Genomic DNA, 22,826 nt, shown 5'->3' on the forward strand with positions numbered 1-22,826 from the left:
GTGGGTCGGTGCGTGACCTCGGTATTGGCTTGGTCGATGCTCCGTCGATTAGAGTAGGTTTACCTTCCCTAATCCAAGAAAGTGGTCATTAGTGAGTACGCAACGTTCGACACGTCCGGTTCGGCCCCAGGTAGTTCTCGAGGTTTTGGCCAGCGAGAAGTTGTCCGAGCACATGGTGCGACTGACTTTTGGCGGGCCGGGTTTCACGAATTTCCAGGACAAAGTCGTCTCGGACCGTTACGTGAAGATCCTCTTCGCCAAGCCAGAACTTGGTCTGATGCCCCCCTACGACCTCGATGCCCTGCGTGAGCAGCTGGCGCCGGAAGACTTCCCGGTCCGTCGCACCTACACCCTGCGCCGCGTGAATCTTGAAGCGCAGACGGTGCAGATCGACTTCGTCATCCACGGCGATCAGGGACTTGCGGGTCCATGGGCGCAGAATGCCAAGCTTGGTGACCAGATCTGCTTCACCAGCCCTGGTGGTCTCTACACGCCGGACCCCGCATTCGACCGCCACCTGCTCATTGGTGACGAGACGGCCCTTCCAGCGATCTCCGCAGCCGTCGAGGATATGACCCCGGAAATGATCGGAGACATCTACCTGGAGGTCTCCGGGCCCGAGGACGAAGTCCAACTGGATGTGCCGAACGGTATTACCTTGCATTGGCTGCACCGTGGCGGCTATTACACCCCGGAAAGCACCAAGCTCGAGGAAACGGTGCGCGCCGCCGAATGGCACGAAGGGACCGTCCAAGTCTTTGCCCACGGTGAGCGTGAAACCATGAAATCGCTTCGTGCTTACCTCAACGGCGAGCGCGGAGTGGATCGCAAGTCCATGTCGCTATCCGCTTACTGGGCCTACGGTCGCGCAGAGGATGAGTTCCAAGCCGAAAAGAAGTCGCCCATCGGGCAGATCTTCCCCGAGGCGCTCAGCGCCTGAGGCGGCTTTGAAGGATCTCGCTTGCTCGAAGTGGCAATGAGTTAGGCAGGGGTCGGGCGGCTCTGAAGGAAGTTCAGGCCGTGGCCCCTGCCATTGTGTTGTCCGAATGCTGATACCCAAGAAGGCAAAGCCCGCACCCTGCGTGGCGCCGCCGGGTTCTTGGTGTCGTTTGCCCGCGGATCGATCACCGCGCTACGTGCTTGACCTGATTACGATCAAACGTTGACATTACTTGCCGTGATGCACTTCACTTGGGATGGATGGGCTTGAAGTTCCGTGAACCGACATCTGGAGAATAATCATGGCTGGATGTGTCGCCTGGCCTAAGGGCCAGATCGCGCACGGAGATTAATCGCTGCCGTACCCCAAAAGCCTCGCCCTCCTCGCGTGGCTCACCGAGCATTTTCCATCGAATGAACCCCGACGGAAACTAGGCCACCATCCGAATCATCCACAGTGCGCCCGCGCCCTCAGCAGCAGGAGGTGTCAGCGGCATGACCGCCGAGACAACGGAAAGATCGAGCTGTCGAATAACTGTCAACGGAACCGTCCATGAATTCGATGGCCCACCGCATACCAACGCGCTAGATTTCCTGCGTGGCGAAGGGCTTATCGGTTGCAAGGAGGGATGCGCCGAGGGCGAATGCGGTGCCTGTTCGATCCTCGTGGCTCGCAGCGACGGGCAGGGGACCCGTTGGACGGCGTTGAACGCCTGCCTGATGCCCGCAGCGTCGCTCGATGGTCAGGAAGTCATCACTTCAGAAGGCCTGGGCAGCGTGGAAAACCTGCATCCGGTGCAGGAAGAAATGGCCAATCGCGGCGGCTCCCAGTGTGGTTATTGCACCCCCGGATTCGTCTGTTCCATGGCCGCGGAGTACTACCGCCCGGAGCGAACCGCCAACACCGCAGACGGCGCGGATCGCGGTGAGCCACACCGGTGCGGTCCCAATGGATTTGATCTGCACTCGCTTTCCGGGAACTTGTGCCGCTGCACCGGGTATCGACCCATCCGTGATGCCGCATATGCTTTGGGCGCACCGGATGCACAAGACGTACTGGCCGCCCGGCGTGAACGAGCTGCACCGGCGGCGGTGTCCACCGATATCAAACGTTCTGACACGCCCACCGGTTCGATTGGCCGCTTCAGGCGTCCTGCCAACTTAGGCGAGGCGCTCAGTATTCTGGCCGCAGAACCCGAAACTTTGCTCGTGGCCGGGGGCACCGACTGGGGCGTTGAAGTAAATATCAAGGGCGCACGTGCCCGATCGATACTGGCCATCGACAGGCTTACCGAGTTGCGCCAGGTTCACTTCACCGAAGATCATATCGAGCTCGGAGCAACGTGCACGCTGAGCGAGATTGAACGTCTTTTGGCCGGAAAGATCCCGCTGTTGGGAAAACTGTTCCCGCAGTTCGCCTCCAGACTGATCCGAAATGGAGCCACCATTGGTGGCAATTTGGGTACCGCTTCGCCAATTGGAGATGCCCCACCGGCGCTGCTAGCACTGGAGGCAGAACTTGTGTTGGCCAGTGCCGCGGGCAGTCGTACTGTGCCGCTGGCGCAGTACTTCACCGGTTATCGGCAGACCGTGCGCGCCGCTGGGGAACTAATCACCGCGGTTCGCATCCCACTGGCGCTGGCACCACTGACCAGTTTCCAGAAGATCTCCAAACGACGCTTTGACGATATCTCCAGTGTGGCCATCGGCTATGCGGTGACCGTCGAAAACAATCACATCACCAAGGCGCGTATTGGCTTGGGTGGCGTGGCAGCCACCCCGTTAAGGGCCATGGCAACGGAAGCTGCCTTGGAGGGCCAAGAATGGTGCTTGGACACCATCAATGCTGCCGCCGAAGTGATGGCGCAGGAGGGGACTCCGATGGATGACCTTCGCGCCAGTTCAAGTTACCGAAAAGCCATGCTGAAGTCGTCGCTCGAACGTTTTTTCGCCGAGCAGTCGCTGTATTCCGCTGACCCCAACGAGGAGCGGAACTCATGAGTCAGCTATCTCATCGTCCCGCCTCGGCCATTGTTGGTCAGAGTCAGCAACACGAGTCAGCGGCCGAACACGTCACTGGTATCGCGCTCTACACCGATGATCTGGATCAAAGATTCGCGGGGGTGCTCCATGCCTACCCGGTACAGTCCACGCACGCGCACGCGAAAATACTCAACCTCGACACCACCGGCGCCAGTGCTATCCCGGGGGTCGTGCGGGTCATTACGGCCGCAGATATTCCGGGTGTTAATGATCAAGGTGCCAAACACGATGAACCTATGCTTCCCACCGATGAGGTGATGTTCTACGGCCAGCCGGTGGCCTGGGTGCTCGGTGAAGACCTGGAAGCCGCCAAGGCTGGAGCCAACACAATCATCGTGGAGTATGAACCACTCGAGTCCTTAATCACCATCCAGGAGGCCATTGCCGCACAGAGCTTCCACGGTATGAGGCCAAAAATTGAAAAAGGAAATCTCGACGGGGCGTTTGACGACGCGGCTCACATCTTTGAGGGGGACTTTGAGTTTTCCGGCCAAGAGCATTTTTATCTAGAGACACAGAACTCGCTCGCGCTGATTGATGAGTCTGGCCAAATAATGATTCATTGCTCCACCCAGCACCCCACCGAGACCCAGGAAATTGTCTCTCATGTGCTCGGCATCCCGGCCCATCAAGTGACCGTGCAAGTGTTGCGGATGGGTGGCGGGTTCGGTGGCAAAGAAATGCAGCCGCATGGCTACGCCGCCGTGGCCGCGCTGGGCGCGGTTCTCACCGGGCGTCCGGTACGGGTTCGCTTGAACCGCACCTTGGATATGACCATGACCGGCAAACGCCATGGGTTCTACGCGACGTGGAAGATCGGCTTCGACGCAGAAGGCAAAATTTTGGCTTTAGATGCCAGCCTCACCGCGGATGGTGGCTGGAGCCTTGATTTGTCCGAGCCCGTACTCACCCGCGCAATGTGCCATATCGACAACGGCTACTGGGTCCCGAATATCCGGGTGCTTGGTCGCATTGCTAAATGCCATAAGACGTCGCAAACCGCATTCCGTGGCTTTGGTGGACCGCAGGGGATGCTGGTCATGGAAGACATTTTGGGAAGGGTTGCGCCGCGGCTAGGACTCGATGCGCGTGAGTTGCGGCGGCGAAATTTCTACACTCAGGGTCAAGACACCCCGTACTACCAACCGGTGCGGCATCCCGAACGGCTCGAAGTGGCTTGGCAACAAGTGCTTGAATCGGCCGAGATTACGCAACGAGAGATCGAAATCAGCGAATTCAATGCGCACAGTGAATACACGAAACGGGCGCTGGCCCTCACCCCGGTGAAGTTCGGGATCTCCTTCAACCTCACCGCTTTTAACCAAGCTGGTGCCCTGGTGCTGGTTTACAAGGACGGATCGGTGTTGCTGAACCATGGCGGCACCGAGATGGGACAGGGACTGCATACCAAAATGCTGCAGGTCGCCGCCACAGCCTTGGGAGTGCCTCTGATAAAGGTGCGCAATGTCCCGACTCGGACGGACAAAGTGCCCAATACGTCGGCGACCGCCGCCAGCTCCAGTAGCGATCTCAACGGCGGTGCCGTGAAGGATGCCTGCGAGCAGATCCGGAACCGGCTGGCACCAATTGCCGCTGGCTTACTCGGAGTCTCTTCTCATGATGTTCGCTTCGGCAACGGAAGGATCAGCGCCCTGGGTAAGAGTCAGGAACTGAGCTGGGAAAAGGTTGTACAAGAGGCCTACTTCCAGCGCGTCCAGCTCTCGGCCGCCGGGTTCTACCGTACCGAGGGACTGCATTGGGACTTGGGTCAGATGTCCGGCTGCCCGTTCAAATACTTCGTTTACGGGGTGGCTGCCAGCGAGGTCGAAGTCAGCCGCTTTGACGGCTCCTACACTCTTCGCCGGGTCGACATCGTCCACGACGTGGGGGATTCGTTGTCACCTCTGGTGGATGTGGGGCAAATCGAAGGCGGATTCGTGCAGGGTACCGGATGGCTGACCCTTGAAGATCTGCGGTGGGATACCTCCGACGGTCCGGGCCGCGGACAAGTGGCAACTCGGGCTGCGAGCACCTACAAGATTCCCAGCTTTTCCGAGATGCCCGCGATTTTCAACGTTTCACTGTTGGACAAAGCCCATGAAGATGGCGCGGTGTATGGTTCCAAGGCGGTGGGCGAACCTCCACTGATGTTGGCACTTTCTGTCCGTGAGGCACTCCGCCAGGCTGTCGCGGCGTTTGGTCCCAGTGGCTGCTCGGTGGAGCTCGCCTCCCCAGCCACTCCAGAAGCGGTGTTCTGGGCCATAGAATCAGTTCGCGAACACGGTGGGGACACAAGAGGCAATAGTCATGTCGTGGATTGAGGCGGTGGCGGCGCTGCGTCTCCAACGGCGTCCGGCGGTGATGCTCACCATCGCCGCCGTCCGCGGCCACGCGCCACGTGAGGCCGGGGCAAAGATGGTGATCGCGGCCGACGAAATTTTCGGCACCATTGGCGGCGGCAACCTCGAGATGACGGCCATGGGTCGTGCCCGCGACATGATTGTGAGCGGTGAGCGGGAGCCGCAGAGTTTGACCCTGAGGCTAAATGACAAGGCTCCGGCAACTTATGGTCGGCAATGCTGTGGAGGAGAAGTCAGTCTCTTGCTCGAACCCTTGCCGATACCGGAATCGGTGGCGATCTTTGGTGTCGGAAACATCGGAATGGAGCTGGCCCGAATACTATCCCGGCACGATCTTGACCTCTACCTGACCGATTCCCGTCCCGAATTCCTCGACGAACTAGCTGTCCTGGTTCCAAGCGTGGCTCGGGTGCATGCGCAGGCCGCGGTGCTAGGGGAACAGGTCTTCAGTTCCCTGCCAGCAGGCACCCACGTGCTGATCATGACCCATGATCACGCCGAGGATTTTCACCTGTGTGATGAAGCCTTGCGGCATCCGGAACTTGGCTCCATCGGCCTGATCGGGTCGCACGCAAAATGGGTGCGTTTTCAAAAGAACCTTGGCCAAAGCGGCCATGCGCCCGAACTGATCGCCCGGATCGACTGCCCTATCGGACTGCCCGAGATCGCCGGAAAGGTTCCGGCTACGATCGCCGTGAGCGTTGCCGCTCACCTGCTGCAACGGATGAACACCGAAACTGCAGAGAATCAAATGCCGACGTTCACGGTTGCCAAGTAGCCCGCCGGGGCATCACAACACGCTCTCCACCCCGGTCCATGGAGTGCATCCCACCGTAGCAACACGCGCCAAGGTGCCCTCGGCTTCCGGCGCGGTCGCGACGCAGTTCCCGTGACGCTGTCTGTGAAGAGGAGCCGCCGAGGTCATCTGAACACGATCGCTGCTTCCTCCTTCGGAAAATCGCGACGTACGTCGAGCAGTTTGCTCTCTAGAGCGTGCTGCCGATGGAGTCCGCAGCCCAGAGCTGGACCATGGCGTAAGACCTGTATGGCGCCCACGACCTCGCCAGCGCCGCCGCTTCACGTTCGCTAATCCTGTTCAGGGCACGGCGTGCGACCAGGTCCCCGGGGGCGAAGGCATCGGGATCGCTTCGGCCACGCATCTGCAGATAGTCGGCGGTCCACGGCCCCACTCCGCGCAAGGCCAGCAGCTCCGAACGATCCAGTGGAATACCGGATGTGCCGGTGAAACCCTTGGCGGTAAAGCCCTCAGCCATGAGAAACAACGTGCTCGCTCGGGTCTTGGTCAAACCGATGGTTTCACGCAGGGTCTCAACGCCTCGTGAAAGCACGGCCTCGGGCGTGGGGAAGATGCGGAGCCCACCGGGACCCTCGCTTCCGTACGCCGATACGAAGCGGCCGCCAAAGGTCCTGCCGGCGGCCAGCGTCACGTGCTGGCCCAGGACCGTGGTGGCCGCGGCCTCGAAGCCGTTGAGATATCCGACCAACCGCAGCCACGGGCGTGCCTTTACCAGCGGACCAAGGGTGGGGTCGAGGGAGAAGGGCTCCTGCATGCGGGATAGGTCGGTGTCTAGGTCCAGCCAGGCGCGAACCGCGGGTTCGATCTGGTCGAGGTCGTTGGAATTGGCCCCGGGGCAGGATAGCTGGACGCCGTTCGTGGTGAACTCCAGCTCAACGGCCTTCGGTCCGGAGTCGACGGCTATCACCCGGGTGTGCCGATGCTTGGCGGGCTCGTGGATGTCGAGCGTCGGAATCGCATGGATGCCCAGCGTGCGCATCATGTGCCCAGGATCCAGGGGGCCGTTGGAAGTCAGGAAGCGCGAGCTCATGCTGGCCAGATTCCCGAGCTGCCACGGCGATGGGAATCTATCAAGTGCGTGTCTACAAGCCCCAGTGCCTCCATCAAGGCGAACATCGTCGTGGGTCCAACGAACGAAAAGCCACGTTTCTTCAGCGCTTTGGATAGGGCAAGGGACTCCACACTGGTCGTGGGCACCTCATCCATCGTTCTAGGGGTGGGAGTGGAGTCCGGCTGGAAGGACCAGATGAATTGTGCGAGTCCGCCGTCCTGGCGTAGGGCGATGGTTGCCTTGGCATTCTTGATGGTGGCAAGAATTTTTGCGCGATTGCGGATGATTCCGGCGTTGCCGAGCAGCTCCTGGACCTGGCACTCGGTAAAACCCTCAATAACCTCCGGGTTGAAGTTGGAGAACGCCGTGCGGAAGTTCTCACGCTTGCGCAGGATCGTGGCCCACGATAATCCGGATTGAAAGGCTTCGAGGCTCAGCCGTTCAAAGACGCCATGCTCATCGTGCACCGGCATTCCCCACTCGGTGTCGTAGTACGCACGCATCATCGGGTCGGTGGCGGCCCACGCGGGACGGGCCAGACCGTCGTCTCCAATGATTACTGAGGTGCTCATCCACCAATCCTGCCATGATGACATGATGATTGCCCTTATCGCCCTCGAACGCTAATATCGTTATATGACGATGCTAGAAAATTTTGACAGTGGTCACCAGGGCATGCTCGCGGGCCACGGGGCTGCCGCTGCACTTTTCCACGGACTTTCGGATCCCACCCGACTGATGATCCTGGCCCATCTGCGTACCGGAGAGCACAAGGTCAAGGAACTCACCGAGCACCTAGGCCTGGCACAAAGCACCGTCAGCGCACACCTGTCCTGCCTCCGGGATTGTGGGCTGGTGACGTCCCGTGCCGTTGGCCGTGCCAGTCTGTTTTCGCTGGCAAACTCGACGCAGCTACTGACACTGCTTGATGGTGCCAATAACTACATCGCCAGTAATGCCGGCCATGACCTCGACGCTCACACCTTCACCGAAGTCCACGGGTTGAAGCCCGAACTCGAAACGGCCCGCCCATGAGCCACGACCATGACCACGGCAGTGTGACCACCAACCGCACCAAGCTTGCGTGGGCCTTCGGTATCACCGCGACGATCCTCGTGGCCGAGGTCATCGGCGCGTTCCTGACCAACTCGTTGGCGCTGCTCGTCGACGCAGCGCACATGCTCACCGACGCCACCGGACTGTTATTGGCCCTAACCGCCGCAACATTGATCATGCGTCGTCCCACAGCAAAACGCACGTGGGGGTTCCGCCGTGCCGAAGTGCTCTCAGCGACCCTGCAATCGGCACTGTTACTCGGCGTGGGTGTTTATGCCCTAATTGATGGCATCCGGCGGCTCTTTGAACCTACCGAGATCACCGGCGGTGGGCTGCTCATTTTTGGCATCATCGGCCTGCTGGGCAATGTCGCCTCAATGTTCGTCCTTGCCTCGGGCAAGGACGATAACCTGAACATGCGCGCGGCCTTCCTTGAGGTCGTCAACGACGCGCTGGGATCCGTGGCCGTGATCATCTCCGCTATCGTCATTTCGACAACCGGCTGGATGCGTGCCGACTCCATTGCCGCCATGCTGATCGCCACGCTGATCATTCCGCGGGCACTGAAGCTGTTGGGCGAGACCACCCATATCTTGCTTGAATCCACCCCTAAGGGACTGGATCTTGAAGATGTCCGGGCCCACCTGGTTGCGCATCCGCAGGTCATCACCGTCCACGACTTGCATGCCAGCCAGATCGCGTCGAATCTGCCCATTCTCTCGGCTCACGTGGTGGTCGACGATGCTGCCTTCCACAACGGAGCTGCTGCTTCCCTGCTGGGGGAACTGCAATCCTGCGTGGCCCAACACTTCAAGGTCAGCATCGAGCACTCGACGTTCCAGATTGAGTCGCATAGCCATCAGACACCGGAACACGAGCGGCACGACTGATCTCCATCGGGGTGCTGCCATTGAACGCAGAGCCGATGAACCTGACGGTGTCCTTGCCCGCACTTAGCTCGTGAGCATCGGGACCTGCTGGGTGAGCTCTCGGGGCGCCCCTGGGCGTTTGACAACTCTCAGAAGCGCCCAACCAACCAGCGCCGCCACAAAGGCACCGGTGGTATTGGTGAGGATATCCGTGACATCCGATGCCCGGTTATTGCGCAGCAGCAATTGGGTCAATTCGACGCTCATGGAGATACCCATGACCAGCAGAGTGGATTTGAAGACCGCATAGCGGCGCCAGACAAAGGCGAGCATCAAGGCCAACGGGGCAAACAGGCCGAGGTTCGCCAGCAGCTCCACGCTCAAATCGCGTTCGCGTTGTGCCAGGAAGGGAATCCAATTGAAGGTACCCGAGGGGATGCTGGGGTCAGGCGACGGTGCTCCGGGAAGTACCGCCACCGCCAGTCCAATCGCCCACAGGGGGATCCCCACGCAGAGGATGGCGCGGATGGCCTTGCGTTGGTTATTGGCTGCGAGCACTAGAAGTAGCGCCAGCGCGGTGACGCTCAGTGCAAGCCCAATGGTGATCAGCAGAGCGACGGTGGGTACGGTGAAGTAGAGCATGATGTTTCCCAGCGTATCCATGCACCCTGTGAGGTCACTGTCTCATACCCGGGTATGAGCTATGTGGTGGATAAAAGGGTCCGCTGGGATGATCCGAAACCATACAGTGGCAACATAACGTTGAACCATGACCATTACTGCACCACATACCAGCACCGATATCGCTGTTTACGCCACCAACCTCACCAAGATCTACGGCGAAGGAACCACCCGCGTGGAAGCCCTGCGCGGGGTCGACGTGTCCTTTGCTCGCGGCAAGTTCACCGCCATCATGGGCCCTTCCGGCTCGGGTAAATCTACCCTGATGCACTGCCTCGCGGGCCTTGACGACGCCAACGGTGGAGAGATCTACATTGGCGGGACAGATATCTCAAAGCTGAATGATGATGCGCTGACCAAGATGCGCCGCGAAAAGATCGGCTTCGTCTTCCAGTCCTTTAACCTGGTCCCCACCCTCACCGCCGAAGCCAACATCCTGCTTCCCCTGGCTCTCGCCGGGAAGAAGCACGACAAGGCGTGGCTGCAGAGAATCGTCACAACCCTGGGTCTGGGCGACCGATTGGCCCACAAGCCGCATGAACTCTCCGGTGGCCAGCAGCAGCGTGTGGCCGTCGCCCGTGCCCTGCTCACTCGCCCCGAGGTCGTCTTCGGTGATGAGCCCACCGGTAACCTGGATTCACGCACCGGTGCCGAGGTCCTCTCACTGCTGCGTTCCTCCACCCGAGAAATGGGCCAGACCATCATCATGGTCACCCACGACGCGGTGGCTGCCTCCTACGCGGACACGGTGCTGCTGATGAAGGACGGTCAGCTGGTCGGTCAGCTTGAAGACCCCACGGTCGATTCGGTGACCGCTGCTCTTTCCGGGTTGGGTGCATAACCTTGCTGCAATTAGCTTTTGCCAACCTCAAGACCTATTCGCGGCGATTCATTGCCGTGACGCTCGCGGTCATGATCGGGACGGCGTTCCTCGCCGCCACGCTGATGGTTAATGCCTCGGCCACCGAAACACTGAAAAACAGTCTCGGCTCTGCCTATGCCAACGCCGACCTCGTGGTCACCGGCGACTATTCGGCTGCTTACGACGCCTACGAGGCAGAGCATCCCTACAGTGAGACCAGCGCTGAGGGCGACTCCGAAGGCGCGGGCGAACCAAAGTCCAGCAGCTACTCGCTCGGAGCAAAGGCCCGAAGCGCCATCAACGATGTTGCTGGCGTTGAAGCCACCCACGCGGCGAGCAACTTCGGCGTGAGCGTGCGTGCGGGAAGCAAGGACTACTACGCATCTCTCAACACCGCGGCCAAGGACCCCAAGCTGAGCAACACGGTACTGGAAACAGGTTCGTTGCCAACCGGGAGCGACGAAGCGACCGTGGATTCAACCTACGCCAAGGAATACAACATCTCCATCGGCGATGTCTTGGACCTGGGAGCCGTAACGTCCACGGACAAGCAGATCAACCGTCAGGTCAAGGTCACCGGGACAACGGCAAGCTCCAATGACCCGATGTCGGGTTCGGTCATGAACCTGACCGTCACCGATGCGCTGCTTGATGCACTCGATGGCGATGATCCACTGGACTACAGCCAGATCGTGGTGAAGCTCAGTGACTCGGCGGATATTGCTGCGACCAAGAACTCAATCACCGCAGCACTTAAGAGCACCGGGGTGGAATACGCTCAGGTGCTGACCCCGGATGAGCAAATCGTCAAGGACGTAGCCAGCTTCTCCGGCGGCAGCGACCAGCTCACCATCGTGCTCTTGGTCTTCGCCCTCATCGCGCTGGTCGTCACCGGGTTGGTGGTCATGAACACCTTCGCCGTACTCATCGCCCAGCGCACTCGTGAACTGGCCCTGATGCGCACCCTGGGTGCCGTCCGGTCACAGATCCGCTCCTCCGTACTGGTTGAAGCCCTCGTGATTGGGGTGCTGGCCTCGGCCGGTGGCGTGCTGCTGGCCGTGGGCATCATGGCGACACTGATCGCGATTCTGGCCAACACCGTGGCGGAGATGTCCTTCGTAACCCTGGCCGTGAGCCCGATGGCTATTGGCCTGCCGATTCTTGCTGGCACCATCATCACGTTGGTCGCGGCCTGGGTGCCGGCCCGCAAGGCCATGTCGGTCTCCCCGTTGGCGGCACTTCGTCCGGCAGAGGACGCGGCCGTCGGCAACAAGGCCGGCAAACTCCGCATCATCGTGGGACTGCTGCTGGTCATCGCAGGTGCAGCGGCACTGGCCTACGGCGCCATCAAGGGAGATATTCTGATCGCCTTCGGCGGCGGAATGCTCTCCTTCCCCGGCGTGCTGATGCTCGGCTCCCTGTTCCTCCCCAAAACCGTTTCGGCCATTGGCGCGTTGACCTCCGGTGGAACCGTACCGGGCAAGCTGGCCAGCCTGAATGCTGTGCGTAACCCCGGGCGCACCACCGCAACGGCCACCGCCCTGCTCATTGGCGTCACGCTCGTCTCGATGATGATGGTCGGTGCACAGACGGCCAAGTCCTCACTCGGTGATGCGCTGGGCAGTGAATTCTTGGTGGACATTGAAGTTAACGACTACCAGGGCACCACGTTCAGCCCCGAAGCCATCACCAAGGCCAAGGAATTGGCCGGAGTGCAGGCGCTGACGAAACTCACCAGCGTGGGCACCACCGAGGAGGGCCAAGACATTTTGGCCGCCGATCCGGCAGATCTGAAGGCGGTCCTGAATAGCAATAAGCAGGTGCCCGGGAACGGCGAGGTTCTGGTCAGCTCCTACTATGAAGGAACGACCCTGAAGGCCACCGGATTTGGCGACAAATCCGGCGAGCTCAAGCTGCTGGTGAGTGAAAACGAATCGATGATTCCCGTGATCACGTGGCAGACCGCCGAAACCATGCTGGGTGTCACCGAAGCCTCGGCAGCCAAAGACCGGGATTCACTCTCGGTTCTGTGGGTCAAGACCGATGATTCGTTGGACGCCGCGGCACTGCGTACGCTCTCCACCGACATGGCCAGTGCGTTGGGCGTGGAAGAAGCGGCCATGGGCGGTGGCGTCATGATGAAGCAGATGTTCAACACCGTCATCGACATGCTGTTGATGATCGTCTCCGGACTGTTGGCCGTCGCGGTGCTCATCGCATTGATCGGTGTGGCCAACACGCTGAGCCTCTCGGTGCTTGAGCGCACCCGGGAAAATTCACTGCTGCGAGCCCTGGGCTTAACCCGCAAGCAACTGAAGCGAATGCTGGCCACCGAGGCGGTATTGATTGGTGGAGTCGCCGCGCTGCTGGGCGTGCTGCTCGGCTCGGTTTATGGCTTGCTCGGTGCCCAGTCGGTCATGGGCGCCTTTGGGGCCATGAGCATCTCCATCCCCTGGCTTCAGCTAATCGCTGTCATCGCCGTGTCGGTGATCGCTGCATTGGCGGCCTCCATCGTCCCGGCACGCCGGGCAGCGAAGTTGGCCCCGGTCCAGGGACTGGCGAGCGAATAACACTCGCCAGTTCACAGTAGCTAAGTGAGGTCCTGCTCGAATTCGAGCAGGGCCTTCTTGGTTTCCTCGCCACCCAGATACCCACCCAACGTCCCGTCGCTGCGCAACACCCGATGGCACGGCACCACGATCGGCAGCGGATTGGTAGCGCAGGCGGTGCCGACGGCGCGTACCGCGGCGGGCCGACCGGTCAGCTCGGCCATTTGCCGATAGCTCATGGTCTGCCCATAGCCGATGGAGGGCAGCGCCAGCTGGACCTCCAGACGGTACCCGCTACTTAGCCGGTGATCCAGAGTCAGCTCAAAGCTCGCCCGTTGGTGTGCGAAGTACTCTTCAAGCTGTCGGGCCGCGGCATCAAGCGGGGCGGGGCGATGCAGGATCCGCACCCCAATCTTCTCGGCCAGGGATCCCAGAACGGTATCAAAGTCCTCCCGCGCGAACGCCACGCGCACCACACCAGCATCCGTCGCCGCCAGCAGCAACGAGCCCACGGGCGTATCAAGCAGCCGGTAGGAAACATCCAGCAGTCCGGCCGCGGCCGCTTGCTCGGCCAGCTTCTTCTTCAGGGTTTCAAGTTCACTCATGATTCTTCCTCCACCTCACTATGTGCCAGACGCAGTGCCTTGATCCCATCGGCGGCAGCCCGACGCAGCGAGGCGGCGCTGCCGGCTAAAAACTGAGGAATCTCCGCATAGGCAAAGCCGAGCAGGTAATGGTAGCCAATGACCTTGCGCTGTAACTCGGTAAGCCCGTTCAGCGCATCAAAGAGGTCAAGGAGCCCGGCGCTATCAAGGCCTTCGGGCAGGGCGAACGGCACTTCCGGGAGCTGCTCCATCGGCACCGGATGCTTGGCCCGCAAAACGTCAATGGATTTGTGCCGCGCAATGGTCACCAACCAGGCCTGCAGATTGGCGCCCACCTCCAACCGCGGATAGGCCCGCAGGGCAGCGAGGAACGTTTCGCTCCAGGCATCCTGCGCGTCCGGCCCGGGCCCCAGCAGCGCGGTGCACATGCGCAGCACCGCGCCACCATGCTCGCGCACCACGACCTCAAAGGCTGGGTTAGTTGTCATCTTCACACCCTGTAAACGCGCCGGAGGGTCATTATGTGAGGTCTCAGCGCAAAATAATGCTGGTCGCCACCGCGGGGGAACGGCCCGAGGCCACAAATCCGGAGACGTTGGACTCCGGGTGCTTAATGATGTCGCAGACCGAACCCAGATGCCGGGAGAGATCAATCTTGTCTTCCGGGGCGGCCAACAGCAGCTGGAAACCAAATTCCTGCAACGCGTTGATACCCGCGGCAGCGTATTCGGAGTTCGCCTGGATGAATGCCTCATCGATCATCACGGTGCCATAGGCGGTGAAGCCCGCGGTGGCAAAGCCCAGCTGGTAGGCCAGTGCCGCACCCATGATGAAGGAGGTGAAACGCTGTCCCTCACCACCGGAGAGCGTTCCGGGTTCCAGACCCGTTTCAATTTCACCGTTGGGCTTGTGCTCATTGCAGCTGATGCTCACGTGCTGACGCACATCCAGCACGGTGTCACGCCAGGCGGCCTTCGAAGAATCATCCAGCGCATCCACCAGAGCCTCGAGAGCCTTATAACTTTCACTCAGGGTTCCCGCTCCGCGCGAGGAATAGGCACCGGCCAACGCCTCCTTCAGCGCCTGGCGGAAGGCACGGGCCTCATCGGGAATGGTGGTGGAAACCTCCAACGCCAGCTTGGAGCCGTGCTCGAATGGCACGTCGGCAAGGATCTGGTTCAGCGGCGAGATGCGCTCGGCAATCGAGCGTCGTTCCTCCTCCAATAGCTGCAAAAGGTCGGAGAAACGCTCGTAGGAACGGTTGGAGAAGTATTCACGGAACTCCTCCTCGTGCTGCGGCAAACCCTGCTCGATGATTCCCTGGTGGAGGGCCACGTAGTGCTCGGCGGCTTCCACGGAGGTTCCGTAGGAGACGGCGGCGGAATTGCCGAACTCGCGGGCGAAGGACTTGAAGGTGTCTTTCAGTGCGGCTTCCAGCGTGTAGGCCTCACGCTTGAGTTCCGCCCCGGATTCGGTCAGGGACAGCGCCAGCGCGTTTAGTGCCGCCTCCAACTCGGCGGTGGCCACCGGGGAGTTCTCCTCGAGGCGATCCAGCAAGGGAGCCAGCTGCTCGCTGGCAGCCAGCTTCTCCACGGCCCACTCTTCGGTGCTGCTCTCTTGGACACGCGCCGCACGCAGTGAGCTCTTGGCCCGCTCCAGCTTGGTGGCCAGCGTCGCTGCCTCGGAGCGTGCCACCGCCAGGGTGCCCACACATTCCTCGAGCTCGGCGCGAGCCTTATCCAGCGCGCGACGCACATGGGAAAGGTCTCCGGACTGTGCCAGTGCCTCGGCCATGCGCGCCTCAAGGTCTTGCAGAATAATCAGCGCGCCGGAGGCATCTAACGAGGCAAAGGAGCGATCATCGCTGGCCAGTGTGCCCAATAGGGAGAGCTTGGCCGTGAGTTGGTCCTTGGCCGCCGAACGGTCATCGGCAACTGCCGCTGCCCGCGCCGTTTCGGCTTCCAGGGCAGCGAGCTTGGTCTCGAGTTCGGAGATCTTCTCCGCGTTGGTGAAGCCCAGCAAATAATCGGAGGCGGCCACACCTCGAGTGTCGCGCTCAAAGGTCCCCGAGCCGGTCTTGATGGTTCCGGCCAGGGAGATGGCCTTGTCGTGGATGTGCAACCCGGCGTCCGATTCGACGCAGGCCAATGGGTAATCGGCGGCGATCTTGGCATGCAGCCAGGTGCCGGCGGCCGAATGCTTGAAGTCCAGCTTGCCCACCAGGTCTCCGGGGCCGGCGGTCACCTCGCGCGGGGACTTGGAAATGTCCATCCAGCGAATCCGGCCCAGTCCCGAGAGCGAATCAATGGCGTGCGTGACCGCCTTGATGTTCTCACCCTTCACCAGCAGCGTGGTGGCCAGGGAACGCAGCGCCTTCTCGGCCGAGGCCCGCCACTGCCCGTGAGCAGGGGAAAGGTCAATCAATTCGCCGGCAAAGGGCAGATCGTCGATGGACAGGTTGGTGGAGGCCGCGATGGCCCGGCGGGCAGCGATCGAACGGTCATCAATATTGGAGCCGCGCTTGGCGTAGGAATCGATCTGCAGCCGCAGTTTCTTGGCGCGGTCCTTCATGCTCATGACCGAGGCCATGGCCTCGTACTCCATGGTCCGTGCGTCCTTGGCGATGGAGGTGAGGTTCTCGGCGCTCACCGCGGCCTGCCGGCGCATGGCCTGAAGGCCGGAGGCGGTAAAGGTGAAGTTCAACCCCACTGCCTCGAAGTTCGACCGCAAGGTCTGCAACACGGCCTCGCGGTCGGCCAGGGTGGCGCGGGCGGCCTTGGCCTCACGCTCCAGCACTGCCAGTCCGGCACCACCACCGGCTTCGTGCTGTTCGCTGAGTGACGCCACCCGAGTTTCCAGGGTGTCCTTGCGGGCAGCACTTTCCTCAATCAATGCGGAGTTGGCCTCCACGGCGGCGGTCAGGCTGGTGGTTTCGCCCTGCAATGCACGGGCAACAAGTTGGGCACCAAAGGCCGGCAGCTGCGTGCCCACCAACGTATTAAGGGTGGCCAGCTCGGTATGAAGCTCATCATGGCGCAGCTTCTGCTCTGGCACGGAGGCCAGCGCATCACGTTGCGCGCGGGCTTCCTCTAGTTGGCGGTGGATGCCGCGCAGATGCGAGAAGTCCTCAATGGCACCGGCCGCGGCCTTGACCGTCGCCGGGACGGCGAGCACCTCGTAGCGGAAGAACTGGTTAACACCCTTGTCCAGACCCTTGCCGTTCTGCAGCGTCCGCAGCAGGGAGAACGCCTTGTCATTATCGATGCCCAACCGGCGACGGAACTTTTCGGCAAAGGCGCGGTGCACGTCGAATGATTCGAAGCCGGGCAGCGACTTTTGCAGCGAGGAGGGCGTGAAGCGGCGTGCCCCATGGTCCTCCAGGGCAGCGGTGTCCAGCACCCGGTCGCCCATGACGTAGTGCTTGCCGACCTGACCTTCCAAACCGTTGGCGGGTAGATCGAAGATCGCGCCGATGCAGACATTCGAGCCCAGTCCGTCTTCGTAGACCAGCGCCAGTGCGCTCCAAGTGGCTCCGGGGCGCTGGTAGAGCGTCCCGGCCTCGGTCTTGAAGCGGCGCCCGCGCATGTAGGAGTAGGTGGTGCGCCGGTCCTTGCGGGTGGAGGCCTCGTGTGCCGACTCGTTGAGTCGGGGTGCGGCGTGGAAGATGTGCCCGATGCCGTCAAAGAGGGTGGATTTTCCGACGCCGGGGTGACCGGTGAGCAGGGTGCCCGAACGGTCTACATACAGGGTGTGCCGGCCGTGGAAGGTTCCCCAGTTGATCACCTGGATCTGGGTGAGTCGGTGCTGACCGGGGTTGATCGCGTCGGAGAGCGGGAGGGTCATTTCAATGCTCATAGCTCTTCAGTCTCCAGCTCAAATTCTTCGGTGTCATCTGTGCCTACACGCTCAATGGCCTTGATGTACTCGGGGATTTCCTCGATCGTGCTGAACGGCAAGGCCAATGCCAGCGCACCGGAGACCTTGTATTCGTCGGCCAGTTCGGTGGGCAGGATGAGCTTGAGGTTCAGCAGCCTCGTCAGGGCGGCGTCGGTGTTCTCTTCGAGTTTCTTGTCATCGGTGTCGCCGGGGGAGCGGTGTTCTAGCAGAATTTCTCGCGCGGCATCCCGGGTCACCACCGCGTCGGTGCCAGAACCCGCGTGGCGTTCGAGTAGCAGTCGCAGACGCAAGGCCAGTAGCGTTTCTTCGCGCTTGAGTGCCCTGCGCGGGGCGATGGCGGTGGTGTGCGCGGCCTCAAGATCAACGGGGCTCAGCAACGCGATCTTGCGATTGGCATCAACCTCGAGCACCAGAAAGATCTCGGCAACGTAGGCGGAGATCTCCGTTCGCCGGTCCAGGACCAGCTGCCAGAGCCGCGGCTCGGCGACGCCATCAAGGTAGGGGCCGCGCAACAGGCGTACCAGCAGTTGCCGCAGGCCCAATTCGAAGGAACCGGTATCGCCGTCAAAGAGGCGACGTTCGTCGATCGCGCCGGAGGGAAGTGGGGTGCTCATACTGGATCCTTCGTGAAGCTCATGGCCGGTACCAATGCAATTCGGGTGGCGCCGTCGACCTGGGTGAAGCTGATTTCCTCAAGTGATGACACATCGATGGTCTCCCCGCCGTTGCGGGCGGCCTCGATGAGGTACCTGATGGTGTTCAGGTGTTTCAGTGAGGCATCGAGGGAGTCGTAGATTTTACTCAGTCCCACGCTACCGCCGCCCGCGGCGCGAGACACCGTGATGGCGTTCTTGAGCGCTGGGACATCGGGAGCGGGAGTCGAGGGGGTGCGCCGAATATCGGCAATCGACAGTGCCGGGGGAGCGGCCAGTTTCGGCGGTGCCACATGCTCGTCCGGGTCGTAGATGCCCAACGTCGCCACCGAGGTGAAACGGGGGGCAAAGAGCCTGATGGGAGCGATCGGCGTCCGAGAATTCAGGGAACGGGAAGAAGCAACGGCAATTTCCGCGTTGCGAACCGCCTCACGCAGAATGGCAGCTTCTTTAAATTCTGCCGACTGCACGTAGGCGTGGAGCGATTCAGAAAGCCTGCCGTATGACTGGTGTACCTCCGAGGCCTGTCGGCGCAGTTCGCGCAACAGGTTGGCCAGCGTGTGGCGTTCCTGGTTATCTAGCGCATCAACAAAGTCGCGCTCGAGGACCTCATTCACCGCTTCGCGGAAGCGAGCCTGAGCCTGAGGAGAATTGAGGAATTCGGTGAAGCCGCGGAAGGTCTCGCCCTGTGGGGTGCTGCGCAACTGTTTGTCGCCCTCGAGCACCGCACCAATGGCAACTCCCTTGACGGAGGAGGACTCCATGATTTCTCCGCGCAGGGCATGGAGCATCTCTTGGACCCCATCACGCATGCGCTTAAAGTCCGCCGGCAGCCCCGAGGCCATGTCCAGTACCGAGCGAGTCGCGGCCAACGCTCCCTCACGCGGCAACACCGCGGGGGAGGTTCCGTCACGCAGCGCATTGATCTTGTCTTGTCGTTGAGCAATTTCCGCCTCGAGGGCGCGAATGCGTGCCGCTGGATCCGGGTCAGTTTCGTGAGCCAATGATTCGAGGGATACCAGCAACGTGTTCAGTCGCGAGGAGTTCAGGTTGGTTCGGTCCCCGGAGAAATCTGACAGGAATTTCAGCACGCGGGCTGTCTGTGCGGTGGGCTCATAGGCGAAGTGCCCGTCGAGCAGCGGCCTAGCCAAGAACTGGTTGCGCACCCAGGCATCGGCATATTGAGCGGCGGTTGTTGAGTCGTTGAAGCTCGGATCCTCCGAACGCACGACCTTGAGGAAGGATTCGAGGGAGGCATGGAAAACTTCCAAACCGACCCGGGGTTTGGCACTGGTAAATTCGGCGCGCAGAAAGGCCACGGCCCACGGAGCGGTGGAGAGCAATTTCCAGGCGGCTGATGACCTGAATTGTTGCGTCTGACTCCACAGCGGGCTCGCCTGGTGGGTAGGTCGCATCACGGTCCTTTTGCTGGGGATTGACCAAACAATCCTAGTCCATCGGCGCGCCCATTTAAGGTCTGCCAGCAAACGAGTAGGGTCGGTTGAAGCACACCGGTGACCCATAAGCGGGCGGCGATTTTCCGCGAGACCGGTATGCGTTGGGAGTGAGAATGAAGAATCCGGTGAAACGGTTGACGGTAACGACTGCCCTGCTGGCGGTCATGGCGCTGGGCCTGTCCGGATGCCAGACTCCTCCCTATATTCCCCCGACTCAATACGACCCGACCTCCATCGGCTCTGCCCCACAGTCCATGGAGCTGCCGTCTGCAACGGCCGAGGGGCCCACCGAAGAAGATCGAATCAAGGAAGCCGCGCGGCTCACCGCTGGCTACGACTATGCCGCTGCCACCAAGACGCTGTCGGGGCTCGACTCCGAGGCCGCGACAGCTGCCAAAGCGAAGATCGCGGCAGCTCGATCCAAGACGGTGGTGTGGACGGACAATTCTAAGATCCCCCATCTTTTTGTCCACTCACTGATCGTTGATCCCAAGCGGGCCTTTGATGGGGATGATCGCGAGCAGGGTTATGCGGACTACATGGTCACCCTGACCGAGTTCAAGAAGATGATCACCGAACTGCACAAGCGCGGCTTTGTCCTGGTGAACCCGGACGATATCGCGGGTCTGGATGCCTCGGGGAAGATGAAGTATCGGGACATTCATCTGCCCAAGGGAAAGACGCCGTTGGTGCTCTCCGAAGATGACGTGAGCTACTACGAATATATGGATGGCGATGGCTTCGCCACGAAGCTGATGATTGATGCCGACGGCAAGGTCAAAAACGAATATCGGGATGCCGAGGGCAAAAAGCACATCGGCGCCTACGACATGCCTCCGGTCATCGACGAGTTTGTTGCGCAGCACCCGGACTTCTCGTACCGCGGGGCTAAGGGACTACTGGCACTGACTGGCTACAACGGGGTATTGGGTTACCGCACCTCAAAAAGTGAATACGCGGATTCCAAGACCTTGGATAAGGACATCGCCGCAGCCACCGAAGTGGCCACTGCCCTGAAAAAGGACGGATGGGTGTTTGCCTCCCACGCGTGGGGACACATCAACATGACCACCAGCTCCGTTAAGCGCATCAAGAACGACATGGAGTTGTGGGATGCGGAGGTGCGCCCCATCCTGGGGGACACCGAGCATTTCATTTACCCCTTCGGAGCAGACATCTCGGGAGTCCCCAAATATTCGGGGGAAAAGTACACGATGCTTAAGAACGATGGGTTCTCCTTCTTCTACGGTGTGGATGGGACCACTCCGTATTGGATGCAGCAGGGTGCCGGTTACCTACGCCAGGCACGCATTAACATCGACGGATTGCAGTTTGAGAAGGAAAAGCGCGGGGACCGCCCGGTGCTGAAGTACTTCTTCGATGTGAAGAAGGTTGCAGATCCCCAGCGGCCCACCGCAAAATAGTCCAGCTTAGGAAACGGGCGCAAAGTCCTCGGAGTCGATGGTCTTTTGCTGGTGGACGTTGTAGCGTGCCCCGGCAATCGTCGATTGATTAATGATCTCTCCGGCCTGCTGCAGGTCAGCGGGGGAAAGTACGAGCTCAAGGGCGCCAAGGTTTTCCGTGAAGTGGCTCAGTTCCTTGGTTCCCGGGATGGCATGAACGTGCTCGCCCTGTGCCAGTACCCACGCTAAGGACAGTGCGGCGGCGGTGGTCTCTAGGCGAGTCGCCAGCTCGGCGAGACGGTCGACCAGCGCGAGGTTGTGGGGGTAGTTTTCTTCGCTGAAACGCGGCATGTGATGGCGCATGTCGCCGTCTTGCAGCGCATTGATACCGCGCAGGTTGCCGGAGAGGTAGCCCCGGTAGAGCGGGGAAAAAGCGACCAAGGCTGTGCCGAGTTCTGCGCAGGCGTCCACCATGCCAAGTTCTGGGTTGCGGGTGGCCAGCGAATACTCGTTCTGTACCGCCGCGATGGGGTGAACTTCGGTGGCGGCGCGCAAGGTGGCGACCGATATCTCCGACAGTCCGATGGCACCGATCTTGCCCTGCTCCACTGCCAACGCTAAGGCACCGACAGATTCTTCGACGGGAACCGCTGGATCAAGTCGGTGTAGGTAGTACAGGTCGATGTGCTCGGTGCCCAGTCGGGATAGCGAAGCGTCAACCTGAGCGCGAAGTGTTTCGGGGCGTCCATCGATCTTTCCGCGTCCCTCAGAAAGTTCCAGTCCGCCCTTGGATGCCAGGAAGTACTCGTGACGCCGGCCGCCGAGGTACTTTCCGATCAGTTCTTCGCTGCGGTTTCCGCCGTAAAGGGTGGCGGTGTCGATGTGATCAACACCCGCGTCCAGCACCCGATTGAGCAGCAGTCCGGCTTGCTCATCGGTGGGGAAATCAGAGTAGCCGTGGGCGATATTCATGGCGCCAAAGCCTAGCGGGTTGACGGTTTTTCCTGCCAGTAAACGAGGTCTCATGCATCCATTTCTAGCACGGGGGACGGTGCCGCGGGGTGCGAGCACGACCCAGTTCGTCACTAAGTCCCCACGGTGCATCCCGCATTAATAGTTAGCTTCTGAAGGTGGGGCCCGCCGTGCCTTGCGGTTATTTGAGCAGTTCCGGATGCGGGGTCAGCGGATGCATGAGATGATTCCTCACCCTTGAGCCGGATGATGCCCGGGAGATTGGTGGCGAGCCAAAAGACTTTATGACGGTGAATTCAAGGCGCAACCGTCTCAGTGAACCTCACCGGCCGGGTATCGCCGGTCAACACGGAGCCTCAGAGCCGTGACCCCACGATGATCTAGGACCAATGGTGATCTCTGAGAAGAACGATGCGCAGATCAGTCCACATGGATAGCTGACATACGGCCGGCTACCGATGAGCTCAGCAGACCGCCGTCGCCATCTCCTGCATGGTGTCCTTCGGCGTGGAGATTCAGTAAACGCAGCTCGCTAGTCACGGCGCGCATAGCAAAGTCGTTGGTGATGAAGAGGGGGCTATCTGGTGCTGAGCTGTTCATGCCCCTAACCAT

At 60.8% G+C, this 22,826-nt stretch carries 19 protein-coding genes; 9 read left to right on the forward strand and 10 right to left on the reverse strand.

All coding sequences use genetic code 11. The features are described 5' to 3' along the window. The first annotated feature begins 91 nt into the window (after nucleotides 1-91). From KUF55_RS03080 to xdhC, 4 genes are all read left to right on the forward strand, one after another. A complete protein-coding gene (locus KUF55_RS03080; protein WP_132362273.1) occupies nucleotides 92-940 on the forward strand; it encodes a siderophore-interacting protein in 849 nt (282 codons plus the stop codon). Nucleotides 941-1,434: 494 nt separating this feature from the next. Continuing rightward, a complete protein-coding gene (locus tag KUF55_RS03085) occupies nucleotides 1,435-2,940 on the forward strand; it encodes a xanthine dehydrogenase small subunit (protein ID WP_218817957.1) in 1,506 nt (501 codons plus the stop codon). Then, nucleotides 2,937-5,303 carry a xanthine dehydrogenase molybdopterin binding subunit gene (gene xdhB, locus KUF55_RS03090; protein ID WP_218817958.1) on the forward strand — a complete coding sequence of 789 codons (2,367 nt, stop codon included), beginning with the start codon at nucleotides 2,937-2,939 and terminating at the stop codon, nucleotides 5,301-5,303. The genes KUF55_RS03085 and xdhB overlap by 4 nt, the downstream gene beginning before the upstream one ends. Next, on the forward strand, nucleotides 5,290-6,120 hold the full coding sequence (gene xdhC / locus KUF55_RS03095; RefSeq protein ID WP_218817959.1) for a xanthine dehydrogenase accessory protein XdhC: 831 nt from the start codon (nucleotides 5,290-5,292) through the stop codon (nucleotides 6,118-6,120). The genes xdhB and xdhC overlap by 14 nt, the downstream gene beginning before the upstream one ends. 208 nt (nucleotides 6,121-6,328) lie before the next feature. Here the strand turns inward: xdhC and KUF55_RS03100 are convergent, their stop codons facing one another. Next, entirely contained in the window at nucleotides 6,329-7,189 is an 861-nt protein-coding gene (locus tag KUF55_RS03100; protein ID WP_218817960.1) for a DNA-3-methyladenine glycosylase, read from the reverse strand. Beyond that, a complete protein-coding gene (locus KUF55_RS03105) occupies nucleotides 7,186-7,782 on the reverse strand; it encodes a DNA-3-methyladenine glycosylase I (protein ID WP_218817961.1) in 597 nt (198 codons plus the stop codon). Before KUF55_RS03105 ends, KUF55_RS03100 begins: the two co-directional genes overlap by 4 nt. 64 nt (nucleotides 7,783-7,846) lie before the next feature. On the opposite strand from KUF55_RS03105, the gene KUF55_RS03110 reads away from it, so the two are divergent. Both KUF55_RS03110 and KUF55_RS03115 read left to right on the forward strand, forming a co-directional pair. Next, entirely contained in the window at nucleotides 7,847-8,245 is a 399-nt protein-coding gene (locus tag KUF55_RS03110; RefSeq protein ID WP_132362261.1) for a metalloregulator ArsR/SmtB family transcription factor, read from the forward strand. Then, nucleotides 8,242-9,156 carry a cation diffusion facilitator family transporter gene (locus KUF55_RS03115; protein ID WP_132362259.1) on the forward strand — a complete coding sequence of 305 codons (915 nt, stop codon included), beginning with the start codon at nucleotides 8,242-8,244 and terminating at the stop codon, nucleotides 9,154-9,156. Before KUF55_RS03110 ends, KUF55_RS03115 begins: the two co-directional genes overlap by 4 nt. A gap of 63 nt (nucleotides 9,157-9,219) precedes the next feature. On the opposite strand, the gene KUF55_RS03120 is transcribed toward KUF55_RS03115, so the two are convergent. Further along, nucleotides 9,220-9,798 (reverse strand): VanZ family protein, encoded by a 579-nt coding sequence (locus KUF55_RS03120; RefSeq protein WP_218817962.1) that lies wholly within the window; start codon nucleotides 9,796-9,798, stop codon nucleotides 9,220-9,222. 106 nt (nucleotides 9,799-9,904) lie between these two features. Here KUF55_RS03120 and KUF55_RS03125 point away from each other — a divergent pair, with 106 nt between their 5' ends. Beyond that, complete coding sequence (locus KUF55_RS03125; RefSeq protein WP_218817963.1) at nucleotides 9,905-10,657, forward strand: ABC transporter ATP-binding protein; 753 nt, start codon at nucleotides 9,905-9,907, stop codon at nucleotides 10,655-10,657. Nucleotides 10,658-10,659: 2 nt separating this feature from the next. Next, complete coding sequence (locus tag KUF55_RS03130; protein ID WP_218817964.1) at nucleotides 10,660-13,248, forward strand: ABC transporter permease; 2,589 nt, start codon at nucleotides 10,660-10,662, stop codon at nucleotides 13,246-13,248. 20 nt (nucleotides 13,249-13,268) lie between these two features. Here KUF55_RS03130 and KUF55_RS03135 read toward each other — a convergent pair whose 3' ends face one another. The 5 genes from KUF55_RS03135 to KUF55_RS03155 are packed head-to-tail and all read right to left on the reverse strand — an operon-like array spanning nucleotide 13,269 to nucleotide 19,797. After that, a complete protein-coding gene (locus KUF55_RS03135; protein ID WP_218817965.1) occupies nucleotides 13,269-13,832 on the reverse strand; it encodes a methylated-DNA--[protein]-cysteine S-methyltransferase in 564 nt (187 codons plus the stop codon). Further along, on the reverse strand, nucleotides 13,829-14,320 hold the full coding sequence (locus KUF55_RS03140; protein WP_132362233.1) for an RNA polymerase sigma factor: 492 nt from the start codon (nucleotides 14,318-14,320) through the stop codon (nucleotides 13,829-13,831). Before KUF55_RS03140 ends, KUF55_RS03135 begins: the two co-directional genes overlap by 4 nt. A gap of 43 nt (nucleotides 14,321-14,363) precedes the next feature. Further along, entirely contained in the window at nucleotides 14,364-17,687 is a 3,324-nt protein-coding gene (locus tag KUF55_RS03145; RefSeq protein ID WP_132362231.1) for an ATP-binding protein, read from the reverse strand. Beyond that, entirely contained in the window at nucleotides 17,684-18,343 is a 660-nt protein-coding gene (locus KUF55_RS03150; RefSeq protein WP_132362229.1) for a DUF4194 domain-containing protein, read from the reverse strand. Before KUF55_RS03150 ends, KUF55_RS03145 begins: the two co-directional genes overlap by 4 nt. Continuing rightward, nucleotides 18,340-19,797, reverse strand: coding sequence for a DUF3375 domain-containing protein (locus tag KUF55_RS03155; RefSeq protein WP_218817966.1), 1,458 nt, complete (start codon nucleotides 19,795-19,797; stop codon nucleotides 18,340-18,342). Before KUF55_RS03155 ends, KUF55_RS03150 begins: the two co-directional genes overlap by 4 nt. A gap of 155 nt (nucleotides 19,798-19,952) precedes the next feature. Here KUF55_RS03155 and KUF55_RS03160 point away from each other — a divergent pair, with 155 nt between their 5' ends. Next, nucleotides 19,953-21,263, forward strand: coding sequence for a polysaccharide deacetylase family protein (locus KUF55_RS03160; RefSeq protein ID WP_218817967.1), 1,311 nt, complete (start codon nucleotides 19,953-19,955; stop codon nucleotides 21,261-21,263). Between the two features lie 6 nt (nucleotides 21,264-21,269). Here the strand turns inward: KUF55_RS03160 and KUF55_RS03165 are convergent, their stop codons facing one another. Together KUF55_RS03165 and KUF55_RS03170 are read right to left on the reverse strand one after the other, a co-directional pair. After that, nucleotides 21,270-22,268 carry an aldo/keto reductase gene (locus tag KUF55_RS03165; protein ID WP_132362223.1) on the reverse strand — a complete coding sequence of 333 codons (999 nt, stop codon included), beginning with the start codon at nucleotides 22,266-22,268 and terminating at the stop codon, nucleotides 21,270-21,272. Between the two features lie 366 nt (nucleotides 22,269-22,634). Further along, the gene (locus KUF55_RS03170) at nucleotides 22,635-22,814 is read right to left on the reverse strand and encodes a hypothetical protein (protein ID WP_132362221.1); all 180 of its coding nucleotides are present in this window, start codon (nucleotides 22,812-22,814) and stop codon (nucleotides 22,635-22,637) included. Nucleotides 22,815-22,826: the final 12 nt, after the last annotated feature.

Source organism: Paeniglutamicibacter sp. Y32M11 (assembly GCF_019285735.1).
Classification (GTDB): Bacteria; Actinomycetota; Actinomycetes; order Actinomycetales; family Micrococcaceae; genus Paeniglutamicibacter.

What these genes read in the sequence shown, in the direction of transcription:
- xdhC (WP_218817959.1), top strand. Translation starts at nt 5,290, where the DNA reads ATGTCGTGGATTGAGGCGGTGGCGGCGCTGCGTCTCCAACGGCGTCCG.
- KUF55_RS03150 (WP_132362229.1), bottom strand. Translation starts at nt 18,343, where the DNA reads ATGAGCACCCCACTTCCCTCCGGCGCGATCGACGAACGTCGCCTCTTT.
- KUF55_RS03155 (WP_218817966.1), bottom strand. Translation starts at nt 19,797, where the DNA reads ATGCGACCTACCCACCAGGCGAGCCCGCTGTGGAGTCAGACGCAACAA.
- KUF55_RS03105 (WP_218817961.1), bottom strand. Translation starts at nt 7,782, where the DNA reads ATGAGCACCTCAGTAATCATTGGAGACGACGGTCTGGCCCGTCCCGCG.
- xdhB (WP_218817958.1), top strand. Translation starts at nt 2,937, where the DNA reads ATGAGTCAGCTATCTCATCGTCCCGCCTCGGCCATTGTTGGTCAGAGT.
- KUF55_RS03110 (WP_132362261.1), top strand. Translation starts at nt 7,847, where the DNA reads ATGACGATGCTAGAAAATTTTGACAGTGGTCACCAGGGCATGCTCGCG.
- KUF55_RS03120 (WP_218817962.1), bottom strand. Translation starts at nt 9,798, where the DNA reads ATGGATACGCTGGGAAACATCATGCTCTACTTCACCGTACCCACCGTC.
- KUF55_RS03085 (WP_218817957.1), top strand. Translation starts at nt 1,435, where the DNA reads ATGACCGCCGAGACAACGGAAAGATCGAGCTGTCGAATAACTGTCAAC.
- KUF55_RS03100 (WP_218817960.1), bottom strand. Translation starts at nt 7,189, where the DNA reads ATGAGCTCGCGCTTCCTGACTTCCAACGGCCCCCTGGATCCTGGGCAC.
- KUF55_RS03125 (WP_218817963.1), top strand. Translation starts at nt 9,905, where the DNA reads ATGACCATTACTGCACCACATACCAGCACCGATATCGCTGTTTACGCC.
- KUF55_RS03115 (WP_132362259.1), top strand. Translation starts at nt 8,242, where the DNA reads ATGAGCCACGACCATGACCACGGCAGTGTGACCACCAACCGCACCAAG.
- KUF55_RS03170 (WP_132362221.1), bottom strand. Translation starts at nt 22,814, where the DNA reads ATGAACAGCTCAGCACCAGATAGCCCCCTCTTCATCACCAACGACTTT.
- KUF55_RS03135 (WP_218817965.1), bottom strand. Translation starts at nt 13,832, where the DNA reads ATGAGTGAACTTGAAACCCTGAAGAAGAAGCTGGCCGAGCAAGCGGCC.
- KUF55_RS03140 (WP_132362233.1), bottom strand. Translation starts at nt 14,320, where the DNA reads ATGACAACTAACCCAGCCTTTGAGGTCGTGGTGCGCGAGCATGGTGGC.
- KUF55_RS03145 (WP_132362231.1), bottom strand. Translation starts at nt 17,687, where the DNA reads ATGAGCATTGAAATGACCCTCCCGCTCTCCGACGCGATCAACCCCGGT.
- KUF55_RS03165 (WP_132362223.1), bottom strand. Translation starts at nt 22,268, where the DNA reads ATGAGACCTCGTTTACTGGCAGGAAAAACCGTCAACCCGCTAGGCTTT.
- KUF55_RS03160 (WP_218817967.1), top strand. Translation starts at nt 19,953, where the DNA reads ATGAAGAATCCGGTGAAACGGTTGACGGTAACGACTGCCCTGCTGGCG.